This is a genomic window from Agrobacterium rubi TR3 = NBRC 13261 (genome assembly GCF_000739935.1).
Classification (GTDB): Bacteria; Pseudomonadota; Alphaproteobacteria; order Rhizobiales; family Rhizobiaceae; genus Agrobacterium; species Agrobacterium rubi.
Window position 1 is genome coordinate 1 of record NZ_BBJU01000013.1, and the last position, 19,346, is coordinate 19,346.

Annotated in this window: 14 protein-coding genes and 1 pseudogene; 9 read left to right on the forward strand and 6 right to left on the reverse strand. The window is 54.7% G+C overall.

The window, feature by feature from the left end; genetic code table 11:
* Nucleotides 1–401: 401 nt before the first annotated feature.
* Both RRU01S_RS10555 and RRU01S_RS10560 read right to left on the reverse strand, forming a co-directional pair.
* Nucleotides 402–1,598: a hypothetical protein gene (locus tag RRU01S_RS10555; RefSeq protein ID WP_045230256.1), complete on the reverse strand. Its 1,197-nt coding sequence runs from the start codon at nt 1,596–1,598 to the stop codon at nt 402–404.
* A gap of 5 nt (nt 1,599–1,603) precedes the next feature.
* Nucleotides 1,604–2,420 (reverse strand): annotated as a pseudogene (locus RRU01S_RS10560) (LysR family transcriptional regulator).
* Nucleotides 2,421–3,053: 633 nt separating this feature from the next.
* Here RRU01S_RS10560 and RRU01S_RS10565 point away from each other — a divergent pair.
* Nucleotides 3,054–3,908: an FRG domain-containing protein gene (locus RRU01S_RS10565; protein WP_045230257.1), complete on the forward strand. Its 855-nt coding sequence runs from the start codon at nt 3,054–3,056 to the stop codon at nt 3,906–3,908.
* An 80-nt stretch (nt 3,909–3,988) separates the two neighbouring features.
* Nucleotides 3,989–4,903, forward strand: coding sequence for a phage exclusion protein Lit family protein (locus tag RRU01S_RS10570; protein ID WP_045230258.1), 915 nt, complete (start codon nt 3,989–3,991; stop codon nt 4,901–4,903).
* Between the two features lie 194 nt (nt 4,904–5,097).
* Here the strand turns inward: RRU01S_RS10570 and RRU01S_RS10575 are convergent, their stop codons facing one another.
* Together RRU01S_RS10575 and RRU01S_RS10580 are read right to left on the reverse strand one after the other, a co-directional pair.
* Nucleotides 5,098–6,660, reverse strand: a complete 1,563-nt coding sequence (locus tag RRU01S_RS10575; RefSeq protein ID WP_131367784.1) for a Swt1 family HEPN domain-containing protein — start codon at nt 6,658–6,660, stop codon at nt 5,098–5,100.
* A 202-nt stretch (nt 6,661–6,862) separates the two neighbouring features.
* A complete protein-coding gene (locus RRU01S_RS10580; protein ID WP_045230260.1) occupies nt 6,863–8,182 on the reverse strand; it encodes a hypothetical protein in 1,320 nt (439 codons plus the stop codon).
* Between the two features lie 1,257 nt (nt 8,183–9,439).
* Here RRU01S_RS10580 and RRU01S_RS10590 point away from each other — a divergent pair.
* Together RRU01S_RS10590 and RRU01S_RS10600 are read left to right on the forward strand one after the other, a co-directional pair.
* Nucleotides 9,440–9,643, forward strand: a complete 204-nt coding sequence (locus RRU01S_RS10590; protein WP_131367785.1) for a hypothetical protein — start codon at nt 9,440–9,442, stop codon at nt 9,641–9,643.
* Nucleotides 9,644–10,201: 558 nt separating this feature from the next.
* Nucleotides 10,202–11,620: a hypothetical protein gene (locus tag RRU01S_RS10600; RefSeq protein ID WP_045230264.1), complete on the forward strand. Its 1,419-nt coding sequence runs from the start codon at nt 10,202–10,204 to the stop codon at nt 11,618–11,620.
* Here RRU01S_RS10600 and RRU01S_RS10605 read toward each other — a convergent pair.
* Entirely contained in the window at nt 11,586–11,918 is a 333-nt protein-coding gene (locus tag RRU01S_RS10605; RefSeq protein ID WP_045230265.1) for a hypothetical protein, read from the reverse strand. The two genes, RRU01S_RS10600 and RRU01S_RS10605, sit on opposite strands and share 35 nt — an antisense overlap.
* A gap of 603 nt (nt 11,919–12,521) precedes the next feature.
* Here RRU01S_RS10605 and RRU01S_RS10610 point away from each other — a divergent pair.
* The 5 genes from RRU01S_RS10610 (at nt 12,522) to RRU01S_RS10630 (ending at nt 18,435) form a co-directional block, all read left to right on the forward strand.
* Nucleotides 12,522–13,019 (forward strand): DUF429 domain-containing protein, encoded by a 498-nt coding sequence (locus tag RRU01S_RS10610; RefSeq protein ID WP_165572220.1) that lies wholly within the window; start codon nt 12,522–12,524, stop codon nt 13,017–13,019.
* A gap of 183 nt (nt 13,020–13,202) precedes the next feature.
* Nucleotides 13,203–14,834 (forward strand): AAA family ATPase, encoded by a 1,632-nt coding sequence (locus RRU01S_RS10615; protein WP_045230266.1) that lies wholly within the window; start codon nt 13,203–13,205, stop codon nt 14,832–14,834.
* The gene (locus RRU01S_RS10620) at nt 14,831–15,724 is read left to right on the forward strand and encodes an HNH endonuclease (RefSeq protein WP_045230267.1); all 894 of its coding nucleotides are present in this window, start codon (nt 14,831–14,833) and stop codon (nt 15,722–15,724) included. Before RRU01S_RS10615 ends, RRU01S_RS10620 begins: the two co-directional genes overlap by 4 nt.
* 537 nt (nt 15,725–16,261) lie before the next feature.
* Nucleotides 16,262–18,091 (forward strand): ATP-dependent nuclease, encoded by a 1,830-nt coding sequence (locus RRU01S_RS10625; RefSeq protein ID WP_045230268.1) that lies wholly within the window; start codon nt 16,262–16,264, stop codon nt 18,089–18,091.
* Nucleotides 18,092–18,210: 119 nt separating this feature from the next.
* Complete coding sequence (locus tag RRU01S_RS10630) at nt 18,211–18,435, forward strand: hypothetical protein (RefSeq protein ID WP_045230347.1); 225 nt, start codon at nt 18,211–18,213, stop codon at nt 18,433–18,435.
* A 401-nt stretch (nt 18,436–18,836) separates the two neighbouring features.
* Here the strand turns inward: RRU01S_RS10630 and RRU01S_RS10635 are convergent, their stop codons facing one another.
* Nucleotides 18,837–19,253: a hypothetical protein gene (locus RRU01S_RS10635; protein WP_045230269.1), complete on the reverse strand. Its 417-nt coding sequence runs from the start codon at nt 19,251–19,253 to the stop codon at nt 18,837–18,839.
* Nucleotides 19,254–19,346: the final 93 nt, after the last annotated feature.

Here is a 19,346-nt window from a genome sequence, read left to right on the forward strand (position 1 = left end):
ACAACGGCAGCACAGGCTGAAGATCCACCCATGCTTTATCGGGATCTGCGTGATGGCCGATCGGCGGCATCGAATCCGTTGGACAAACGCGGCAGTGCCTTGAGCAGATCGATGAACTGCTCAAGACGACCGGAACAGAAAGGTCCGAGCTAACGCGGATGCAGATCTGGCTCCGACATGGCCAATTTCGAGTGGAGAAACGAAGTGTATGAAGATTGGCTCGCCGGGAGTGGCAAGCCAATTCGCGCGTGCGTGGCAGGCGAGCTTGCTGAAGCAAGGGGGTCGTAGAAATCCAGGTGTTCGCCTACTTTGGTTAGAGCGAGGAGGAAGGCATGCGCGTCGCTGGATGCGCATGCCATTTAGACTCTACTGAGAAGACATGCAGGATCAATGTCGCGCGGCTACTGATGCCCGGGCCGATATCTACCCAATTCCAGTTCTTCTTGTTTCAAGAGATTTTCGCCTGACAGTATGTCCAGTACACGTCCATACCACGCCACATCCGCCTTAATCGCCCGCGCTACCTCATCATTGCACAGCAGGATCAATCGTGTGTAAATCGTCGGATCATCGACGTCAGCCATGATGCCATCGGACGCGGCGATGTGGTTCTCCTGACTGCGGCGCAGCACAACGGGACTGTGAACCACGCGAGGCGGTATATCCGCTACATAGTATCTTTCCGTATCTCCTATACGAACCCCGAATTCTTCCCCACTCCCATCGGGGCGGGCGAGGTTGTATATCGTCCAACCGAAGTATTCATGTACGAGTCTTGCAAGTCGGCTTCGCTGAAACCAGTGGCGGTCGAGCATCTCTGTGAATTCTTCTCTTCCGACAGAAATCACCTGTCCTCCGGAGACCAACGTTGATCTGTCCTTCAGGAGCCGCATCTCCGATTTGAGAGCGTCGCAGAAGTCCTGGTCTGTTTGGAAAGCGAACTCGCCGAATAACTGTTCGAGTTTTTTGACCGCTAGATCGAAGTCTTCGTCACTCGACGGTCTTACGGTTTCAGATAGTTTCAGTAGCACCATCCACGATGCCATCCTGAAGCCGTTGAGCGCGAGACGTTCGTTTGATCGGAGTTTCTCGATCGCGGCACCGTAGCTAGTGTTGATCGAACCCTCGATCAGATACAGCCTGAGATATCCGGCTGATATCGGAGCGCCGTTCACCGCTGCGTCGTTGCCGATTTCGCTGGATGCGTTTGTGACCCGCGCTTTGTTGAATGCGTGGTCGACATGGAAGCGAGACCCTAGAGCGTCAATAGCCGGCGCATTCGAATGCTGGTTGAGAAATTGCAGGAATGCCTCTCGGCAACGCTTTTGTGGGAGATGGCGATCCACCCAAAGCGATGTCCTACCAAAAGTATCCGTGAGAATGACGGCGTCATGCGGTGATTGATCGTACATATGGCGTACCGAGTAACCACTCCGTCGCGCTAGCGTCACGAATGAAGCGTGGACCTCTTCCAGGGGCGGGCGCTCGTCACCCTGAAGCATCGGTATGAAGGCTACACGGTCGGCACAAGTTCTGACCTCTTCGATGAGCTGGGTCAGTTGGCGTTCGCGAAACTCTTTTATGATTTGTTGCCGCATATGGCTCAGGGTTTTCCGGTGATCTGGTTGACGAAAGTTTGGAGTGCCGGGCTGCGTTTCTCGCCCTTGCGAAACGCCAGGAAAATCTTTCGGCGGATCTCAGGGACGATCTTGCATACCCAGACATCTTCAAGGTCGTGACTGGCGCACAGGCCTGGAATCATCGAAATTTCATAACCCTCCCGAACCATCGCGATAGTCACTTCGGAGCTCTTGCAGCGTGCCCGCGGCCTTACATGCATTCGTAATCATTCGGGTATACGCGTCCGAGAGCGTGTCGAGGGCCCAGCGATCATCCTTGATCTCGCCAAGGCGAACCGTCGGCCGCTCCGCAAGCTTGTGGCCCTTAGAAACCATGACGTTGAACACGTCCTCCATGAGAAAAATGGTTTCGAAGTTCGGGTCTATAGCGTCTTTCGGAACGTACAGATCATCAATGATTGCGACATCAGTTTGCCAGCTCCGAAGAGCGGCCATGCTCTCGGCAGGCTCCATCTCCTCGAACTGGATCGTGAGATTCGGATGATTCTCACAAAGGTGCCGAGCCACCGTGGGTATGACAGTAGCCGCCACCGAAGGAAAGGCCGCCACGCGGACTTCGCCGGAGATGGTGCTCCTCAGTTCGGCAATGTCGGCGCGCGCGGATTCGATTTCCCTGATGATGCTTTCTGGCCTTTCGACGAGACGCTGTCCGGCAAGCGTCATCGTGACAACACGTCCCGTTCGTTCGATCAGGCTGATACCCAGCTCTTCCTCAAGCAAGGAAATCTGCTTCGAGACCGCGGACTGGGACACGTACAGCGCCTCGGCAACGGCCGCCATCGTCTTCCGTACCGCTAATTCCCGAAGTGTGCTAAGGCGTCCAATATCCACGATCGACCTTGAAAGAGTTATGAAACGTCACGAAAGCTGATGCTTTAAGCGGGAACCATGAAGGCTCCCTGTCCATTTCAATGATAGGAAAGCTCTGCGATATGCTTCGATTGCCGTGAATTCGGTGATCCTGTCAATGGTGGTGCCGCTGTGAGCTAACGCGACGCCGTATTCGCACTCAATCAACTCCGGTATCACGCCAGACCTTTCCTTTATCACGGCGGCATCTTTTGGACAGGGTTCCCGGATCGCTTTGATTACATGGGGCCGGACCAAATCCCGACCTCGATCCTTCTCCACGAGCCGTCTGTCGCGTGAGATCGATCCCACGTTCCGGCAGCGGGCTGTTCAGAAAAAAGAGGTAAGCTCATCCTGCTGATACACGACTTGATGTTCTAGGGCCATTTCTGTGGACACGGAGACCTTTCGGCTCATCAAAGACCTGAAGAACCTCGGATACGCGAATGAAACCTTTAGCAACTATGGAAAGTTGAAGATCGGGCTGGTCCCGGCGCAATCGTGGACTTTCGCTCCCGCAGTCGCTCGTCTATGAAACTGCGTTAGCTGCATCGGGAGGAGATCGTGGAGAAGTTAGGGCAGAAGGAACTCTGGGGGGTAGCCGAGGAAGGTGACGATATTCGTGTCGTTAATCAGGCCGAGGTTGCTCACGGTGGTGGCAAGGTCGTTGATGACTACAATGACCTCATCCGAACTCTGGCGAAGATTCAGTATCACAATCCGGACTTCGTCCTGATGTTGAGGGGGCAGACCCGAGATCATATGTCTAACCGGGCTACGATACTCAAGCCCAGCATACTAAGAGAACAGCGTGGTCGCTACCCCGGTAAGGGGCCTCTGGATGAACGGTTCCGTCGACTGAAGGACGCGGAGCAAGCGCTTGCAATGGCCTTTGATCGGCATGGAATTCCAGACCCAAAGCGAAGGGTCTGGAAGCACCGTATCGTGCGCTGGGCAATCCTCCAGCACTACAAAGTCGTCGATACGCCTCTTCTGGATGTCACCCTGTCGCCGCGGATCGCTGCATCGTTTGCAACCTCCGGCAACCCGCCCTGGGGGTTCATATATGTCTTGGCTGTTCCGAACGTGAGCGCCGCAGTGACGACCAGCGCAGAGGCCGGGTTGCAGATAATAAGACTGTCGAGCGTCTGCCCTTACGTAGCGATGCGGCCCGGTGTTCAGGAGGGCTATCTACTCGGGGAATATCCGGAGATCGATGCGATGGAGACCAAGAGCCGTATCCCCTACGAGGAAACGGACTTCAGCCTCAGGCTCATTTCCAAGATCAAGTTCAGACCTTGGGATTTCTGGTCTCGAAGTGGCATAGGCGCGGCTGCTGAAGAGCATCTCTATCCCGAAGAGGACGAGGGCTTCGGGCTGATGATTGACGAGCTGAAGGAACAGTTCGCTCGGATTTAAGGATTCCACCGAAAGCAGTTCCACCAGCAACATCGGCGCCTCCGAAAGAGGTAAGCCCGCAGAAAATCGAGTGAATCAGTATGGACGTTTCCGAAGCCGTGGACCAACTTTTTTCCGGCGTTGTTCCTGAAAGGATTGACGAGCTTCGAGTGATATGGGGAAAGGAGGAGGATCGCGTCCGTTTGATTGATACACCTCGTTTCCTGCTTCAACAGATGTGGGGCACAATCCAGGTAAGCGAGCTGGCACTCCGACAACTATGGCTCGCCGGATATGCCGCTTGGCGAGCAGTCGACGCTTACAACATGCCTCTCGCGCTTTTTCCGCTGAAGGACTTCGATCCGGAAGCATGGCTTCTGTCACCTTCTCATGCGGAGAAAGAGGCGGTGTTTCACCGGCTGTTCAAGATGATCGTTGAGATCGGAGAGCATGGCGGTGTTGAAGGATTCAAATGGCCAGCGGAAGCACCATTTCCTACGGAGGGGCTGAAGATTTCGGACCCCGAGATGAAAGCAACCTTCGATCTTGTATGCATGGCGGGAGCGTATGTGTTCGCGCATGAAATCGCACACGGGCTTTACAAACCTGTTGGGAACTCTCCCGATGACAAGATCGAGGAGGAGCGCGCCTGCGACGCATGGGCACTCTCACTGATGCTCGACCAGGCCGATGCGTACGCTGTTGCAAACGGCTGGCTGCCTCATGATGTTCGTGGCAAGCGCATACTGGGCATAGTTATCGCGCAGCTTACGATCGTCGTGCTCACTCCACGTGAAGTATGGGACCGGTCCGTTGATCACCCTTCAGTCAGGGAGCGGCTTCGCTCGGTGCTCTTGGCCGCGTCTGAGCCTACGCCGAATTGGTTCTGGATCACGGTCACCTCGATGCTGCTAGCGTTCACCCGTATGACAGGGGTGAAGATAGATCGCGCACCGAGCTCTGAGAGCCTGCGTGATTTCGCGTTCGAAATCTGTGATCAACTCAAATCCGAGTAGGTGCGCACGACGCTGCTGGCGGGCGGGTGTTTATTGAAGCGATAGCGATGGAGCCTGCGGCCGGGAACGAAACGGGGATTTCCTCCGTTTCGGCCCTTGAGGCCGCATCTGCAGCAGCTTCTGGCCATTCGTCAGGTTGAGTATTCTGGTTCTTCAGAGATTCCATATCTGATTAAACATGGAGTACTCTTTGCCTATCGGTCGAGTTCCGAATCCGCCTTCCATGCACCGTCATTCGCTATCCGGACAGAAAGTCTCCTTATGACGCAGAGCATCTCGACGAGAAGAACGCCGTCAACTGGTCGGGCATGCATCGCAGGGCGACGAACCGCGATAAGCCTCTGCATATCGAGACTGAAGGCGTCCCGGTGAATGAAGATGTCACCGAAAACATCATCCCAGTTCGCCTTGCTCTGCATGAGGGTGGCGAGCTCGCCGAGATCGGTGAACTCGATCAGCGGCAGGAACTCCTCTCCTCGCTCCAAAGCGGCCTTGCGTGCGGCCTTGGCCTTGCCCACGAGGTTCGATGCCCGGTCCCTGAACCAGTAGGTACCGAACCGCTCCTCCATCTTCCTGGAGACGAATGTTCTCAGTTCCTGCTCGAAAACCGATACGGCAGTAAAAGCATCATGTCTCGGTGAGCGCGATCTGACTGTCATGGACACGTCCCCGACCGCCACGACGGCGACCGCGCCGTCGTCCGAGCGCATGCCTGTCGCCAGGCCGCTTTCGATCATGATCTCCAACGCCATGCCCGGGCTGGCATGGATCAGGCCATCATCAACATCTGAATCCTTATAAAACCGCGTGCGCTCATTCACGTCGTACCAGAAACTTCTCGGCAGGCGAGGGTGTACCCGCCACTCTCCGAATAACTGCTGATAGGCCTCGCCCCGAAGGAATGACTGTGGAGTCGAGACTTCGCTGATGCCCGCAAGGAACGACATCTTGACGCGTGTGGATTCGAACTCTGCCGAAAACGCCTGTCCGAGCCCAAGCACGGAACTCATTCTTGCCAGGTGAGCAGTGAGGGGTGCTTCCAGCCCGCGCATCGAGGACCGCATTCCTTCGACCGCGTTTCTCATGGAATCTCCGAGCCGCGGCCCGTAACCTGTGATATCTCCGGATATCCCACCCATCCACTGGGCGGTTCTCGTGATCTCACCGACGGGGCCGCATAGAGCACCAAGGAGTGTATTCCGAAGATCTCTCTGCTGTTCCTCCATCTGCCGCAGGCTGTCACCGACCCTGCGGTAAGGCGCCAGAGCATCATCCATCGCCCGCCGAACGCCGCTGATGGTTTCGCCGAGAGCGCTGTCGATCTTCAACGGCTCCCACGCGCCCAAAGAGGTCCCCACCGATGGAGTGATCCCGAACCCGTTTACGGAAAGGCCTGCGAGTGAACCCGCCCGTGTACCTATGAGGCTCACGGCTGACATCGTCTCCTGCAGGCCTCGCAGAGGCCGCATTCCCGCTTGAAGTCTTTCCATCTCTTCGGATAGCCGGAGCATTGAAGGAGAGCGCAAGGTTCCCTGAATGATGTCCGCAAGCCGGTGTTGCGAAGCCGTCGGCTCGAGACCCCGTGCGATCCGTGCCATCGGCGTGTCGAGCTGCTCGCGAAAGAGCTCAGTCGCGGGCATCTGTGACAGCTCGTAGACGCTTTTCAGTTCGTCAGCATGCAAGTCCGAACTGCGTATCGCCTCAAGTTGGAATGGCGGTAGCTCCGCCGGATCGCTCGTAGAGGTTCGATCCGCCAAATTTCCGTTATCCTGAGAATCAACAGGAGCGGTGGACGCTCCAGACGCGCTGTTCTCATCATCGTTTTGATTGCCGTTGCTCATCCTAATGCCAGCCGTGTCCAGGTTCCCAAGTTTTCAAATCTCGTCTCATCATTGCCTCAGACATCCGCGTGACCTCAATGAGGTATAAGGGAGTTCAAAACGCCAAGGGCGACACGTTTCATCCTTTTGACCAGCGAAACGGAGAGATGGCCGGGTCTGCCTGGTCAAACTCGAACTCTACCCAGTGGTCGCTCTCGTCGTCGCCGGTCCTTATCACCGTCATCTTGGAAGGGAGTCGTCCGGTTGCCAGCATTCCGAGAAAAGCCGTTGTGATCCGGCTTGGAGGCTCGGGTGCCTCTCGCGCGGCCTCGATATTCAGAGCTCCGCGGTCGTCGAAGGTCCGCATGCCTGCCAGCACCTCCATCATCTCACGTGCGCTCACTCGGATTTTATTGCCACCCACTTCGCTTCCTCCATGAAGACCTAGATCGTAACCAGCTTCCGCAGCGCGCAGTGCGCCGTTAACGGCAGACTCGACAGGTTTTGGGAAGTCCGACAACATCCGCTCGAATACATGCGCAAGCTGCTGCCGCAACTGTCCGTTATCGCGTGTCACAAGGATAGGCTTCAGCGAATTCACGTGTTGCAGAGGCATGATCGATCCGATGTCATCTTGGACAGCGATCATGAGCACGAAATCAACAGAAGAATACTGCCGGAGAAAATCACGGGCAATGTCTTCCGCCGGGACCGTATCACGGGCTAGGCGGTTGGACGACAAGGCCCCACAGTCCCCGTCGCCCACGATGACCCCAGTAATGCCCTTGGACCCGCGAAGTTGGCCAGCCTTTTGTTTCAGTGCATTAAACAGAGGGTTCTGATCTTTGATCGTCGGGAAGGAGTATGGAGCGTAGCTTCCGGTAGTGTACTGCGAGCCATCGGGATTGATCGTGATTTCCAGTCCAGCTCCGCCATCATCGATAACAACACGCAGCGGTGACGCTTTCTCCTCGATCTGCGTGCGTAGACTTGGGACGATTTCGTCGCGGATGAATTCGGGAAGCTTGTTTTTCGGGGGCAGCCGAAGAACCCGTCGCTTTCCACGTCGCGAGACGACATCTTGTGATCGTACCTTGAGATCAAGTCCGCCGGACGGCAAACCAAGTCTGGCCTGCGCTTCGGATAGGAGACGCATCAGTTCCCGGTAGGGGTTCTGCTCATCTAGGCCGCTGTCGGAAACGCACGTGACGTCTGCGACAAACGTCAGGTCCGCGCTGCTGAACCTGATGTCCGGGCGCCGTCCGGAGACAAGAGCGACCTCGTGGTCAAGGACACCACATTTCGAAAGACCGGAAAAAACTACGGTCTCCCACATTGCGGCCATCCGATCCTTGCCCGGAACGTTGAGGCGACTGACTATGTCGTCGACCGCCTCTGAATCAATGGCTACCCGCAGGGCATCGAGCCTTCTCTGTATTGCACGCCTTGCAAATATCATTGTCGCTTACCTGGCACCAAGAATCTTCTCGTGTGTCTATAGGAAGCACGGAATCCTAGTGACGAAAACCCGGCACCAAGAAATCGTCCGGCGTTGGTTTATCGAGACAGTGTAGATTCTCTTCTCGGACGGCTTCGTGATATGAAGCGTGCATGAAACCTTCAGCACAAAGACGCGTCGAACGGCAGATTTAGTCGATCATGAGGACCGACGGAGACCGTTGCAGTCTTTGCAAAAAAAACGCTTCCACACAATTCAGCTACGTTTGGCGGTGTCACGAGGGCGGGCATTCCGGCCCTTGTTTCCGAATGCTGCAAGGACAAGCGCGCCGAGATCACTCTGTCGGGCCTCTATGTGAACAAGGATACCCATGGTCTCACGTTGGGCGGTGACGGAGTAGGTTCAGCGCCACTCGGAAGCCCGGCGGAAAGGGCAGGAGCCATATTACAGCTTCAAAGCCATTTCGCCGAGCGCCGCGACCTGCGCCACCAGGTCGCCAAACGTGCAGGCGTCGATCCGGAGAAGACAAGGATATTCACCGCGCCATCCGACTGGAAGAGCGCTGACGCATCCTGGTTCGAAGCGAACCCGAACCGATCACATCGGCTGCGTGTTCCTATCGGAGACGAGTTAAAGTCCTTTGGACCCATAGCAGACGAGCCCATGCCTCCTCGCCACGAGATCCAGGTTCTCATGCGACCACTGGAACCGGGTAAGCGGATCAGAGTCCCGTTGGGGCAAAACCTGGACATGCCAATCCCAGACCAAGAGGAGGCGATACATGGTTTGTTCGATATCGTCTCTGATCGTAGCCGAACGGGGAACATCACCCTCCAGGAAGCCATGGGACGCAGGGACGGCTATCTGAAGCGAAACGACGGTCAGCCCAACTAGGAACAACCTACCGAGTTCGAAAGCGATCGTGAATCGGTGGACAAGAAGGCCCGCCGGGCAGGGTGCCGCGATCAAGCCCTCTGTTTTGATGATGATCCCCGATGCCGATGGGGAGCTGTGTTCCGAGCGAAGGCTGGCAAAAGGGGCCATCGGGGCTCCTCGGGCATACCTAACACACCTTCCGTGCACTTGCGCGCGCCAATCAACTCGGTCCCAGAGCGTAGGCACCCTTTCCAGGGTGTAAACCTTAACTTGAATTCCGTCGAGCACGTTGAGCTCCGGTAACCGCTGCTTAGGCACCACGCTCTAGTCAGGACCAAAGTATCCTGTTGGGTCAATGAAATGTGCTTGGAGTCGACGACGGTGACAGATCCCCTTGAAGAGTTGCTCAAAGGCGGTGACGATGAAATTCGCGCAGTGAGGGACATCATATATCTCTTCAAGGCTTCGCTCATGGCCCCAGAAAACCAGAACCACCTCTATGAATTCCATTTCGGATGTACGGCGAGCGAATTTGCTGGGACGATAGCTGGCTGGCTCCGACGTATGCTGGAAATCCTGCTGTGAGTATTTGCATCGATATTGCAGAAATGTCCGCCGGAGCGTCCGATCAGATCACGCCGCGAGGCTTACATGGCTTGATGTTCAGCAAGACGTTCCAAGAGGTCGTGAATGAAGAACTCGGTCTAGCACTTCATTGCGAACGGGAATGCGAGACGGCAGGAGAGGCGACGGAGCTCCAGACGCAAACCATCCAGCGTCATCTACGGGCAGTCAGGGACGCAATTTACGAAAGGTGCTGCGCTGAGATCGCGCGCGAACCCGACTTGCGAAAACTTGCGGCACCGATCTGAACCAGTCGACCTAACGCCGGAGCGCTTCAGTGAACACGAACTGAGACTGCTGAGCCAGCACAGAAAGATCGGGCCCATCGGATCGATCTGGACGACGATTGGTTTCAATGCGACGGCAGATTTGGTCGAAACGCTCGAAGATCCGAATCTTTGTGGGAACAGTTGTAGACGGTACGCCCTCTGTGCCGACTGCCTGACCGCCTAACAATTTTTTTAAGGATTGGCTCTAACTTTCAAGAAACCCTAAAGGATTCGGCGCGATGACGGGGTCATGAATAAAGGTGGTGAGACCGTGGACGCAGTCAGCGACATAGCAATTAGTCTTGAGGAAATCCACGATGCTGAGGTCGCGGACTACTTTCGCGAAGCAGTGGTCTGTTATCGCCACGGGGCATATCGCGCCTCCGTTGGCATGATCCACAATACCGTCTTCTCCCATCTGCGGGAGCAGCTAAGGCACCTCGCGGAAGTCAATACACCCGCCAGGACCGTTCATCGCAAGTTGGAGAGCCTCCAGCCTCATGAGGCGTACGAAGCGACCCTCGAAACCGAGATGAAGGCCGCAAACCTCCTTGAACCTGAGCAGAGCCGTTTTCTCTACGATCTCCGGAATAGACGGAACGATGCTGCGCATCCAAACGGGCACGTCGTCACGAAGGAGCACGTCCGATATCTCCTCAGTGACGCCGTCAGCTTCTTTCTTTCGAAGCGCTCACTGTTTCCACGCCAGGCTGTTTCCGACCTCCAGGAAAGGCTTCAAGGCGACGCATTTCTGCCGACACATGGTGCGCCTGAGCACCTACGCAAGATAATAGTCAAGCAGATTGAGCTATTCAATCCGAGGACTTACGGAGCCCTCTTCGCAATGCTCACTACCTGCCTTTCCAGCCCCGAACACCTGGTCCGCCAGAATGCACGAACCTTCGTAGAAACGCTCTCTGCCCTCAGGCGTGACGACATCCGCATGCACCTAGCTCGAGGTCTCTATAGCCGGAGGCTACACAAGATTGGCAGGTTCGAAGATGACTACTCCAAGACCTTGTTCTGGTCCTTCGTGTGGGATCCGGCGATCGCAGAGCATCTGGATGAGGGAGACCTTTTACAGTTTGATCAGAGCCTGACCTCATACTGCTTAGAATCGTTACAGTCGGATCCAGACTGGCCTGCTCCGGAATTCCTGTTTCAAAATCTGCTGGCGGTCGCACCACACCTTCTAGGTGAGAAGCTTCCGCGAACGACGGGATTCCTCGCAGCAAATTATCCCGCTACCAAACATGCGCTGGAGATGTTGAAGCAGTCATCTGTCACGCGGGACTACGTGCTCCACGCCTTCGAAGAGGTCGTGAAAGGCCCGGATGCTGCTCGGACCCGCCGTCTGTTCGCTCTGGTAGAGGCCAACGAAATGCGCATCGTAGAGGAGAATGACGCGGAAACACTTCTTCGCCTTCTCCGTTCTCTCAAGTTGCAATCTTATTCCGACCGCCAGTGGAAACAAGCTGGCTTCACTGCACTGAAAGCCCGCGTCCAACAGCATTACGGCGTTCCGGCAGAGGACGTTCCTCAAGAAGTAGCGCGTCGCAGTTCGTCTCCGCAAGGGAGTCTGGAACTGATGCGACATGACACCTTCATGAAGCCTAGGACTGAGACGCCGCCCGTTACCGGGGAGACTGGCTGGGACTGGTCTCGATGAGTGCGTCGAGTTCTTCTTCGCTCTGCACGGTCTGATAGAATTCCTCCTCGTACTTGATAAGAGCGAGGTATTCTATCGTTGAAAAACCGAGCGTGACGGCATCACGAATAGTCAAGCTGGAGAAGCCTTTCCGAGATAGGGGCCAGCTATTGATTTGCTCTACGCCCGTGTAGTCGCTTCTTATTAGGTACAGCGATTGGAAACGATCGGGGACGCTGTCGACGGGAGTTCCATCGTCATCCACCCAGCTCACCGCATAAATAAGTTTCTCGAGAGAGTTTCTGTTTCGATCACTCATGGCTCTTCCTCAGGCATTTCGTCCTACCAGAGATTCATGCCGGCGACGCATTTCACAACACCCGCCAGAGGTGAAGGTGCGTACATCTTTTGTTGTGGAGGCAGATCGCAGCGGGTGTCCCTGCAAAGTATACACCGGACCCTTCGAAGCCTGGCCTGATCGTCCCCGATGAACCCGCCTCATGATCCAACGAGAAGTCGATCAGTCCTCCCACGAAATCGCGCATCTTAGGGCCTGATGGTCTTCTCCCACGACGACGGCGTAGTAGCCGGATGGCAGTGAATTCATCGTCAGGGTTCGTGAGGTCATGGATCCGAAAAAACTACGGCGCCGCTCTTTGGCATTCAAAGTGACCTGCCGATCGGCCAGCAGCTCCGCTCCCCGACTAGGAGACTCTGCAGTGCGCCGGAAAGTCCTTGCATGCTTGCATTCATCCGAAGAGAAGCTGGGCCGATCGAGTGATCCCAGATGCTGGTGCGGGATCACAATGAACGCCGGACAACGCTCGGCTTCGATTTCATCACGAACGATTCTGATTGCCGGAACAGGGTAAGGCAGCCTGATGGCATACTGGACCGACCGAAGCGCATCCGTACGAGAAAAGTGAAGCTTGTCCTAGGGATCGACACAGCTTGGACTGAGCGTCAACCGAGTGGTGTCGCGCTGATCTCTGATGACGGACGTGGCTGGCAGCTTGTCGAGGTTGCTGCATCCTACGAAGAGTTCTTCAGTGCTCCGGATGGCCTCGCTTTCATTCGGCATCACGGCTCTATTCCGGACGCAGGAGAAATTGTGAGTGCCGTCGAGTTGAAAACGGGTTCGTCCCCTGATGTCGTTGCCATCGACATGCCGCTTTCCGTGATGCCGATCGTCGGACGTAGAGTTTCTGACAACCTGATCTCGTCGCTTTACGGAGCACGAGGTGGCGGGACGCACACCCCAAGTGCGACCCGTCCGGGCAAGATAAGTGACGACCTGCGGGCAGGGTTCGATGCCGCTGGGTATCGCCTTGCGGTGACAAGTCTCAGGGGGCGAGACCTGATCGAGGTATATCCGCATCCGGCGCTCATCGAACTGGCCGGGGCAGGGCTATTCGCCTAACGCCATGGCGAGCGTTGAATCGCAGCTAATCAGCGCCGTGTCGAAAACGGCAATATGCTGAGCCAGTTCGTTCCGTCACGCTCGGGAGGAAAATACTAGCGAGCGGCCACCTCCTCAGGAAGTCGAATCATGATAATCTAGGGTTGAAAACTGGCTTCATGGCCGAAGCTTGGAGTGTGATCCGTGAACTTCGATATTTATCCGCCCTCAAAGGTCAACCTTTCTTCTATTAAAGGGCAGGTGGCACTGCAGCAGGACAACTGGGACGACTATAAATTTAAGACTACGTATCAGCTCTATTATAGCGACGGAAAAGCCGCAGAGCCACTTTTCGTCGGTAGTGTAAAGATCTTGAAACTAGGGCAAAAAGAGCGTGAACCCCTGCAGATCACAGACCCCTTTGAGAGCCTCGATGAGCAATGGTGCTCAGTAGGCGAGACGCTTGACTACTACGAGCGGCTTTCAACAATCGGAGAAGCGGATCGAACCGAAATCCTGCGATCCTTGAGAGACGTGGTTGCCAATCCAATTTTTGTACCTGAGTTTCAAAACGAACTTGGCTGGAGAAAATCGCTATTCCGGGACAACGTAAGTTGGAATCGTTTTCTTGATGATGCGACAGCCGTGCTCAACAAGGATTTTTCGAAGCTCGCCAACCTTGAAACTCCATTTTCCTTCAAGCCGACAGAGTCCTCGGATGTACTCGCACTCGAGTTTGCGGCACCGCCTGTGCCGAACTATTATCAGGCAATGCGCACCCTAGGTCCTAGCGGGAATGAGGTCCTTTTACCACAGCGCATCGTAGCCCTGATCGGGCGAAATGGATCGGGCAAGAGTACCTTACTTTCGCGTTTGTCACATGTTGCCTTCGCTTCTGGATCTGCCCGTCAGCGAGCAGCGGTACGCCAGTTGGGCTCGTTTGATCCACCTGACATCAATTTTTCCAGGGTAATTACGATTTCCTACAGTGCCTTCGACAGCTTTGATGTCCCGGGGCTAGATGGGCGTGACAGGGTGCAGATCGCCAAAGATATTGCGGCAGGGCAGGGACGGTTCGCCTACTGTGGGTTACGTGACATCTCGGCAGAAACCCAGGAGCGGGAGAACGCAGGCGAGGATCCCGCTGCTCCACAGACCCTCACGCGGTTAAAATCTATCGACTCGCTTGCCGATGAGTTTGAGGAATTGGTTACGGCTATAAGCAACGGTGGGCGACGATCGCTGTTCCTTGAGGCACTTTCGCCTCTCCTTTCGGAGCCGTCATTCGCTCAAAGGGGCGACGAGGGAGAAGCTGAATTCATCATCAATGAACCGAAGCGATCATTTCTGAGCTGGAGTACCGGGCATAAGATCGCACTGCACGTCATCGCATCGTTGACGGCCCGTGCTGCTCGAAAGTCCTTGGTGCTCTTCGACGAGCCCGAGATGCATCTTCATCCTCCTCTCACTGCCGCACTCATGCAGTCTATTCGCGTTATCTTGGAGGAAGTGAATGCGTTTTGTATTGTTGCAACGCACTCACCAGTGGTGGTTCAGGAAACACTCGCTCGCCATGTGCGGGTCGTTACAAGAGCTGGAGATACCGTTCATTTGAAGCAACCCGAACTTGAGACGTTTGGGGAGAACGTCGGAATTTTGACCTATGACATATTCGGCCTGGTAGCTTCCTCCACCGACTTTCATGAAGTCCTGGACCTTCTGGTGGACGCCGATCTCGGTCTTGAGGTCATCGAAGGGCTCTTTACGCCAGCTTTGAGCGGTCAAGCTCGCGGGTACGTAATGTCCAAGATTGCACGGAGCGAGCAAAAGAAATGAGGAACCTGCCGACGCCCTCCAGGGATACTGCAAAAGGGGATCTCGAGGAGGTTATCTACACATACACCTATAAGAACGAATTGCGCGGGTATGCCCCATCAGAGGCTGAAATTAGCGCTGTTCTAGCAATCTACGACCTTTATGACCAAACACTAGGCGCGCCCTCAGTAGCTCTCAAGGGATCAAATCTTCCCAAAGATTTTAGCGGAGCGATAAGACATGCTTATCGACAAACTTATGAAGATGGCAAAATTCCCCATATCCGGACAACAGCTTTTGAGAACGTAGATCTATGTCCAATGTGCGGTATCGACCCGCCTGTAGAGCTCGATCATCACCTACCTAAATCAGTGTTCGAGCCGCTTTCCGTTTACTCTCGAAATCTCGTGCCGCTCTGCGAGGCGTGTAATGGTGGCAAACTCGCAGGTGACTCGGGAAACTATGCTCACGCTTATTTCGACCAACTACCTGATGTTCAGTTTCTTCAAGTCGAGATTGACATCGACGGCGGCGGGCTGGTCACGACGTACTCGATCAATGATCGCGCTGGGTTACCTGCGGCTCTTCTGGCAAAGATCAAATTCCAGATGGACGCTCTGTCACTGAACGCGCGTTTCCAGAAGGACGTGAACAGTTACTTGGTCGCTCACACTACAGGGCTCCATATGGCGGCTGAGTTCAATGGCGGCGATGGCATTCGATATTATCTGACAAAGCAGGCCTCTGTGGAAGAGATCAAGTTCTATCGCAATCATTGGCGGCCTGTTCTTCTTCATGCGCTGGCCAAACATGAAGGGTTCTGTGATGGAGGTTTTAGGACAGTCTTGCCTGACGCCCAGGTCGCTCCACAAGCGGAGAACTTGGTAGCCGAAACGATTATCGAGATTTAATATGGGCAACAGATGAGGAAGACTATAAAAATGTGAACGAAGAAACTTCTCCGATGAAAAATGGACCGATCTATGTCACTGCGAGATTGTGCTCACTGGCTTACCAATGACATTTCAAGAGAAGTTAGAAATTTCAGTCGCTTTTAATGCCGAGTGACTTGTCCACTTCCCGCATCGTTTCGCTTGCATCGTCTCTTCTGCCGTCCGTATTCGTGAACCTATACACAAACGCCATTGTCAGAACAGTACAATCCTTCGTAATAATGGTCAGCCAATTTACAATCGGTCCTTATCTGCCTTACATCAACTCATGCGTTCTCATCTTCCGTTTACGATATTCTTGTCTCAGTGATCCCGTGGTCTCGACGAAAATCGAGCGCCGCATGGACGGAATGTTTACCAAGAAGTCTAAAGACACATCTTTCCGTTGATCACCAAGGACCGGGATCTGAGAGACTGTTGTTGGTGAGCGATTACACTCATTGGATGCGGTTAGGTCAGTTGATATATTGAGACGTACTTGCGTCGGGGGATACGATGAAGCTCGCAAAATTCAAGATCACCAACTATCGAAACGTCATCGATTCCGGATGGATCGAAACGACGGATGTCACCGCGTTCGTGGGGCAGAACGAAGCTGGAAAGAGTAACCTCTTCGAGGCTCTTTACTGCTTGAACCCTTACGTTAAAGGCGCGGCGTATGACGACGCGGAGGACTGGCCAGTCGATGACTGGAAAGGACGTAAGGATGCGAAGGGGAAGATCGTCTGCGAGGCCATCTTCACGCTCAGCAATACCGACATCAGGTCATTGATGAAATTCGCCAAGGCGGCGGTCGAGGAGGCCGATGATGAAGAAGAACGGGAGGCAGATCAAGACGCGCAGCTTCCCGCAAATCTTAGCTTGCACGCCTGGCGACACTACGGTTACGGCACGGGATACAGCATATATGAAGCGGCAGAACTAGGACTGGACAAAACAAAGGTGTCAGCATGGGCCGCACGGAGCATGCCCAAGTTCGTTCTCATTCAGGACTACAGCTTCTCAGGGAACCAGGTTGAACTGGATGAGCTCCGGCAGCGTTGGGATAATGTTGGACGCGACAACCGTCACCTCCTTTCGATCGAGGACCAGACAATCCTCATTGTTCTGGACTTGGCACAGATCGAAATCGACGACTTCGTCGAGAAGGGCGCGACCGCCGATGGTCGGACGATCCGACAATTCGACAAACGCGCAGCCTCAGCATATCTCACCAAGCAGTTCCAGCGACTTTGGACGCAGAAGAAGGTGAAGTTTGAAATCGACATCGACGGGCCTACTCTGAACATCTTTGCAGAAGATGAGGCGATTGGTTTTCCTGTCCGACTTTACAGGCGATCCACTGGGTTTCGTTGGTATGTTTCCTTTGCATGGAAGTTCACCCATGCCAGCGATGGTGACTTCGACAATTGCGTCCTTCTCTTGGAAGAACCCGGCGTGCATTTGCACTACAGCGGTCAGCGCGATCTTCTCAAGGTGTTCGAGAACCTAGCCGAGACAAACACAATTCTCTACACTACTCACTTGGCGTCCATGGTCGACCAGGCGAACCCCGAGCGCATAAGGATCGTCGAAGCTATCGACAATCATGTTGCGGTAAAGCATGGGGTCGTAAGTTCTCAGCCAGCCCCGATGGCTGTGATTGAAGCCGCACTGGGTCTCACGGCCGATCTGTCCGGGATGCTCGGCAATCGGAAGGTTCTTATCGTAGAAGGGGGTACCGACGCGCTAATCCTTAATAAGCTGTCAGGGATATTGGCGAATGGTGGAAAGATCGGTCTCTCCGATCAAATCTATCTGTGGCCAGCAGCGACATCTACGAAAGCTCCTATGTACGCCGCATTCGCAATCGGGCAGAAGTGGGACGCTGGTGTACTGCTGGATAGCGACGAGGCAGGATTCGCCGCACGGAAGAAGATTTCCGAGTTGGATCTCAAAGAGTTGGCTGAGAGTGGCGATAGGGCCTTCCGTGTATTGATGTTAAAGGAGGCATCGGGAATCAAGAAGACGGACGTGGCCATCGAGGATCTGTTTCCCGATGATTTCTTCCGGGAATGCGTCAACCGTGCATATGGTGTGGCGATAACACCAAAAGATTTGCCCGTCGATGGCTCCACCCTTATCTCAAAGCGGGTCGAGGAAGTCCTTAAACATCGGCACGGGAAGTCGCTCGACAAAAAGCTCGTTCTTTCGGAAATGCTCCGGGAGTTCGACCGCTGGACTAAACTTGCAGACCTTCCAAAAGGAGCGGCGGCATCCGCCGAAAAACTTTTCAAATCCGTCAACGCGGCTTTTGGCATCTGCGCCGAACCAAAAGCGAGTTAACGCATGCAAGCTGCCTGTTAAGGTTTGTTCCGCATGCAAGGCATCCGGCATCTTTTGCTGGCGCATTCAAGTTTCGGATGCTCGCTGACGACTTAGTTGATCAAGTCCAGGAGGCCGCGATGAGCCGATTCAATGACACCGAAGAAGCCGTGCTGAGGAGACTGCGCGCATTGAAAGCGAAGCCGGAAATGACGATCAACTTATTGGACCTTGGTACACCTCTCGGCGATGCTGGCTTCACTCAAGATAACATCATGGAGGTATTGATCGCTTTGGAACAGGAAAAGATCATCGCGTTCTCAACGGGAAACAGGCTGCTGATCCTCAATAAATTGCCTTTGTGAGCCCCTGCATAAGATCGGACAACCTCCATTCGCCCTTCCACAGCAGCCGCCACGGGATCGATTACAGCAAAGCGCATGATAGTGAAACGACAAAAGGCCGTCGTCGGCATAGATGCGGCCTGGACTCTGACCAATCCCACCGGAGTTGCATTGGTAGTAAACCGCGGTGATGGATGGGAGCTTGCCGATGTCGCCGGATCCTACAGCGAATTTCTAGCGATTAAAGGCGACCCGCTGATCCTTCGACATCAAGGTTCCGTTCCAGATGCCGCAGCGCTTAGGCGCGTGCGTGCTTGATGGGATGGCGGTTGCCCATGGAGATGCGGAATCGGCGATTTGGGTGCCTAAGCCGCTATAATCTCTGGACGCTTACGGCCATTACTACGAAGGCGAGTGCCCGCTCAGTGTTCGAGGTGAGACAGATCGAGTTCGCCGCCGACTGTCCAATTTGTCGGACGCACGTTGCCAAGCGAGACGGTGTCGATTGCCTCAAGCGCAGCTCCATCAGCCTTTGTCACTGAGGCGGCAGCCATCTCCCGAGCCCATCGTACATTTTCGTAATCCTCATCGACACCCCAGAACGATATGGCCTTTGCAAAATTTTCGAACGTGACCGAGCCTTCGACAACCATGTCCATCAGGATTTCGACGCCGACCTCACAAAAGAAAGCGCGCACATGTGGCCGCCACCGCTTCTCCGTCTCTTCGAGAAGCAGGCAAGCCACGAGCGTCTCTGCATCGATGTGAAGCGGAAGCGGTGCGTTGACCGTGGTCAATGCTTGCCAGATCGCATGACTTTGCCCCCTGTGATCTCCCATGACTTTTTGTATCAAAGCGACAGAGAATTCGCAAGGAACCGAGCATTGCTGGGCGCACCGAACAATTATCCGCGTTCGCCAGAGCCCGTATAG

Coding starts and splice junctions, on each gene's coding strand:
- RRU01S_RS10555 (WP_045230256.1), bottom strand. CDS start 1,598: ATGCGGCAACAAATCATAAAAGAGTTTCGCGAACGCCAACTGACCCAG.
- RRU01S_RS10570 (WP_045230258.1), top strand. CDS start 3,989: ATGGACGTTTCCGAAGCCGTGGACCAACTTTTTTCCGGCGTTGTTCCT.
- RRU01S_RS10580 (WP_045230260.1), bottom strand. CDS start 8,182: ATGATATTTGCAAGGCGTGCAATACAGAGAAGGCTCGATGCCCTGCGG.
- RRU01S_RS10600 (WP_045230264.1), top strand. CDS start 10,202: ATGAATAAAGGTGGTGAGACCGTGGACGCAGTCAGCGACATAGCAATT.
- RRU01S_RS10605 (WP_045230265.1), bottom strand. CDS start 11,918: ATGAGTGATCGAAACAGAAACTCTCTCGAGAAACTTATTTATGCGGTG.
- RRU01S_RS10620 (WP_045230267.1), top strand. CDS start 14,831: ATGAGGAACCTGCCGACGCCCTCCAGGGATACTGCAAAAGGGGATCTC.
- RRU01S_RS10625 (WP_045230268.1), top strand. CDS start 16,262: ATGAAGCTCGCAAAATTCAAGATCACCAACTATCGAAACGTCATCGAT.
- RRU01S_RS10630 (WP_045230347.1), top strand. CDS start 18,211: ATGAGCCGATTCAATGACACCGAAGAAGCCGTGCTGAGGAGACTGCGC.
- RRU01S_RS10635 (WP_045230269.1), bottom strand. CDS start 19,253: ATGGGAGATCACAGGGGGCAAAGTCATGCGATCTGGCAAGCATTGACC.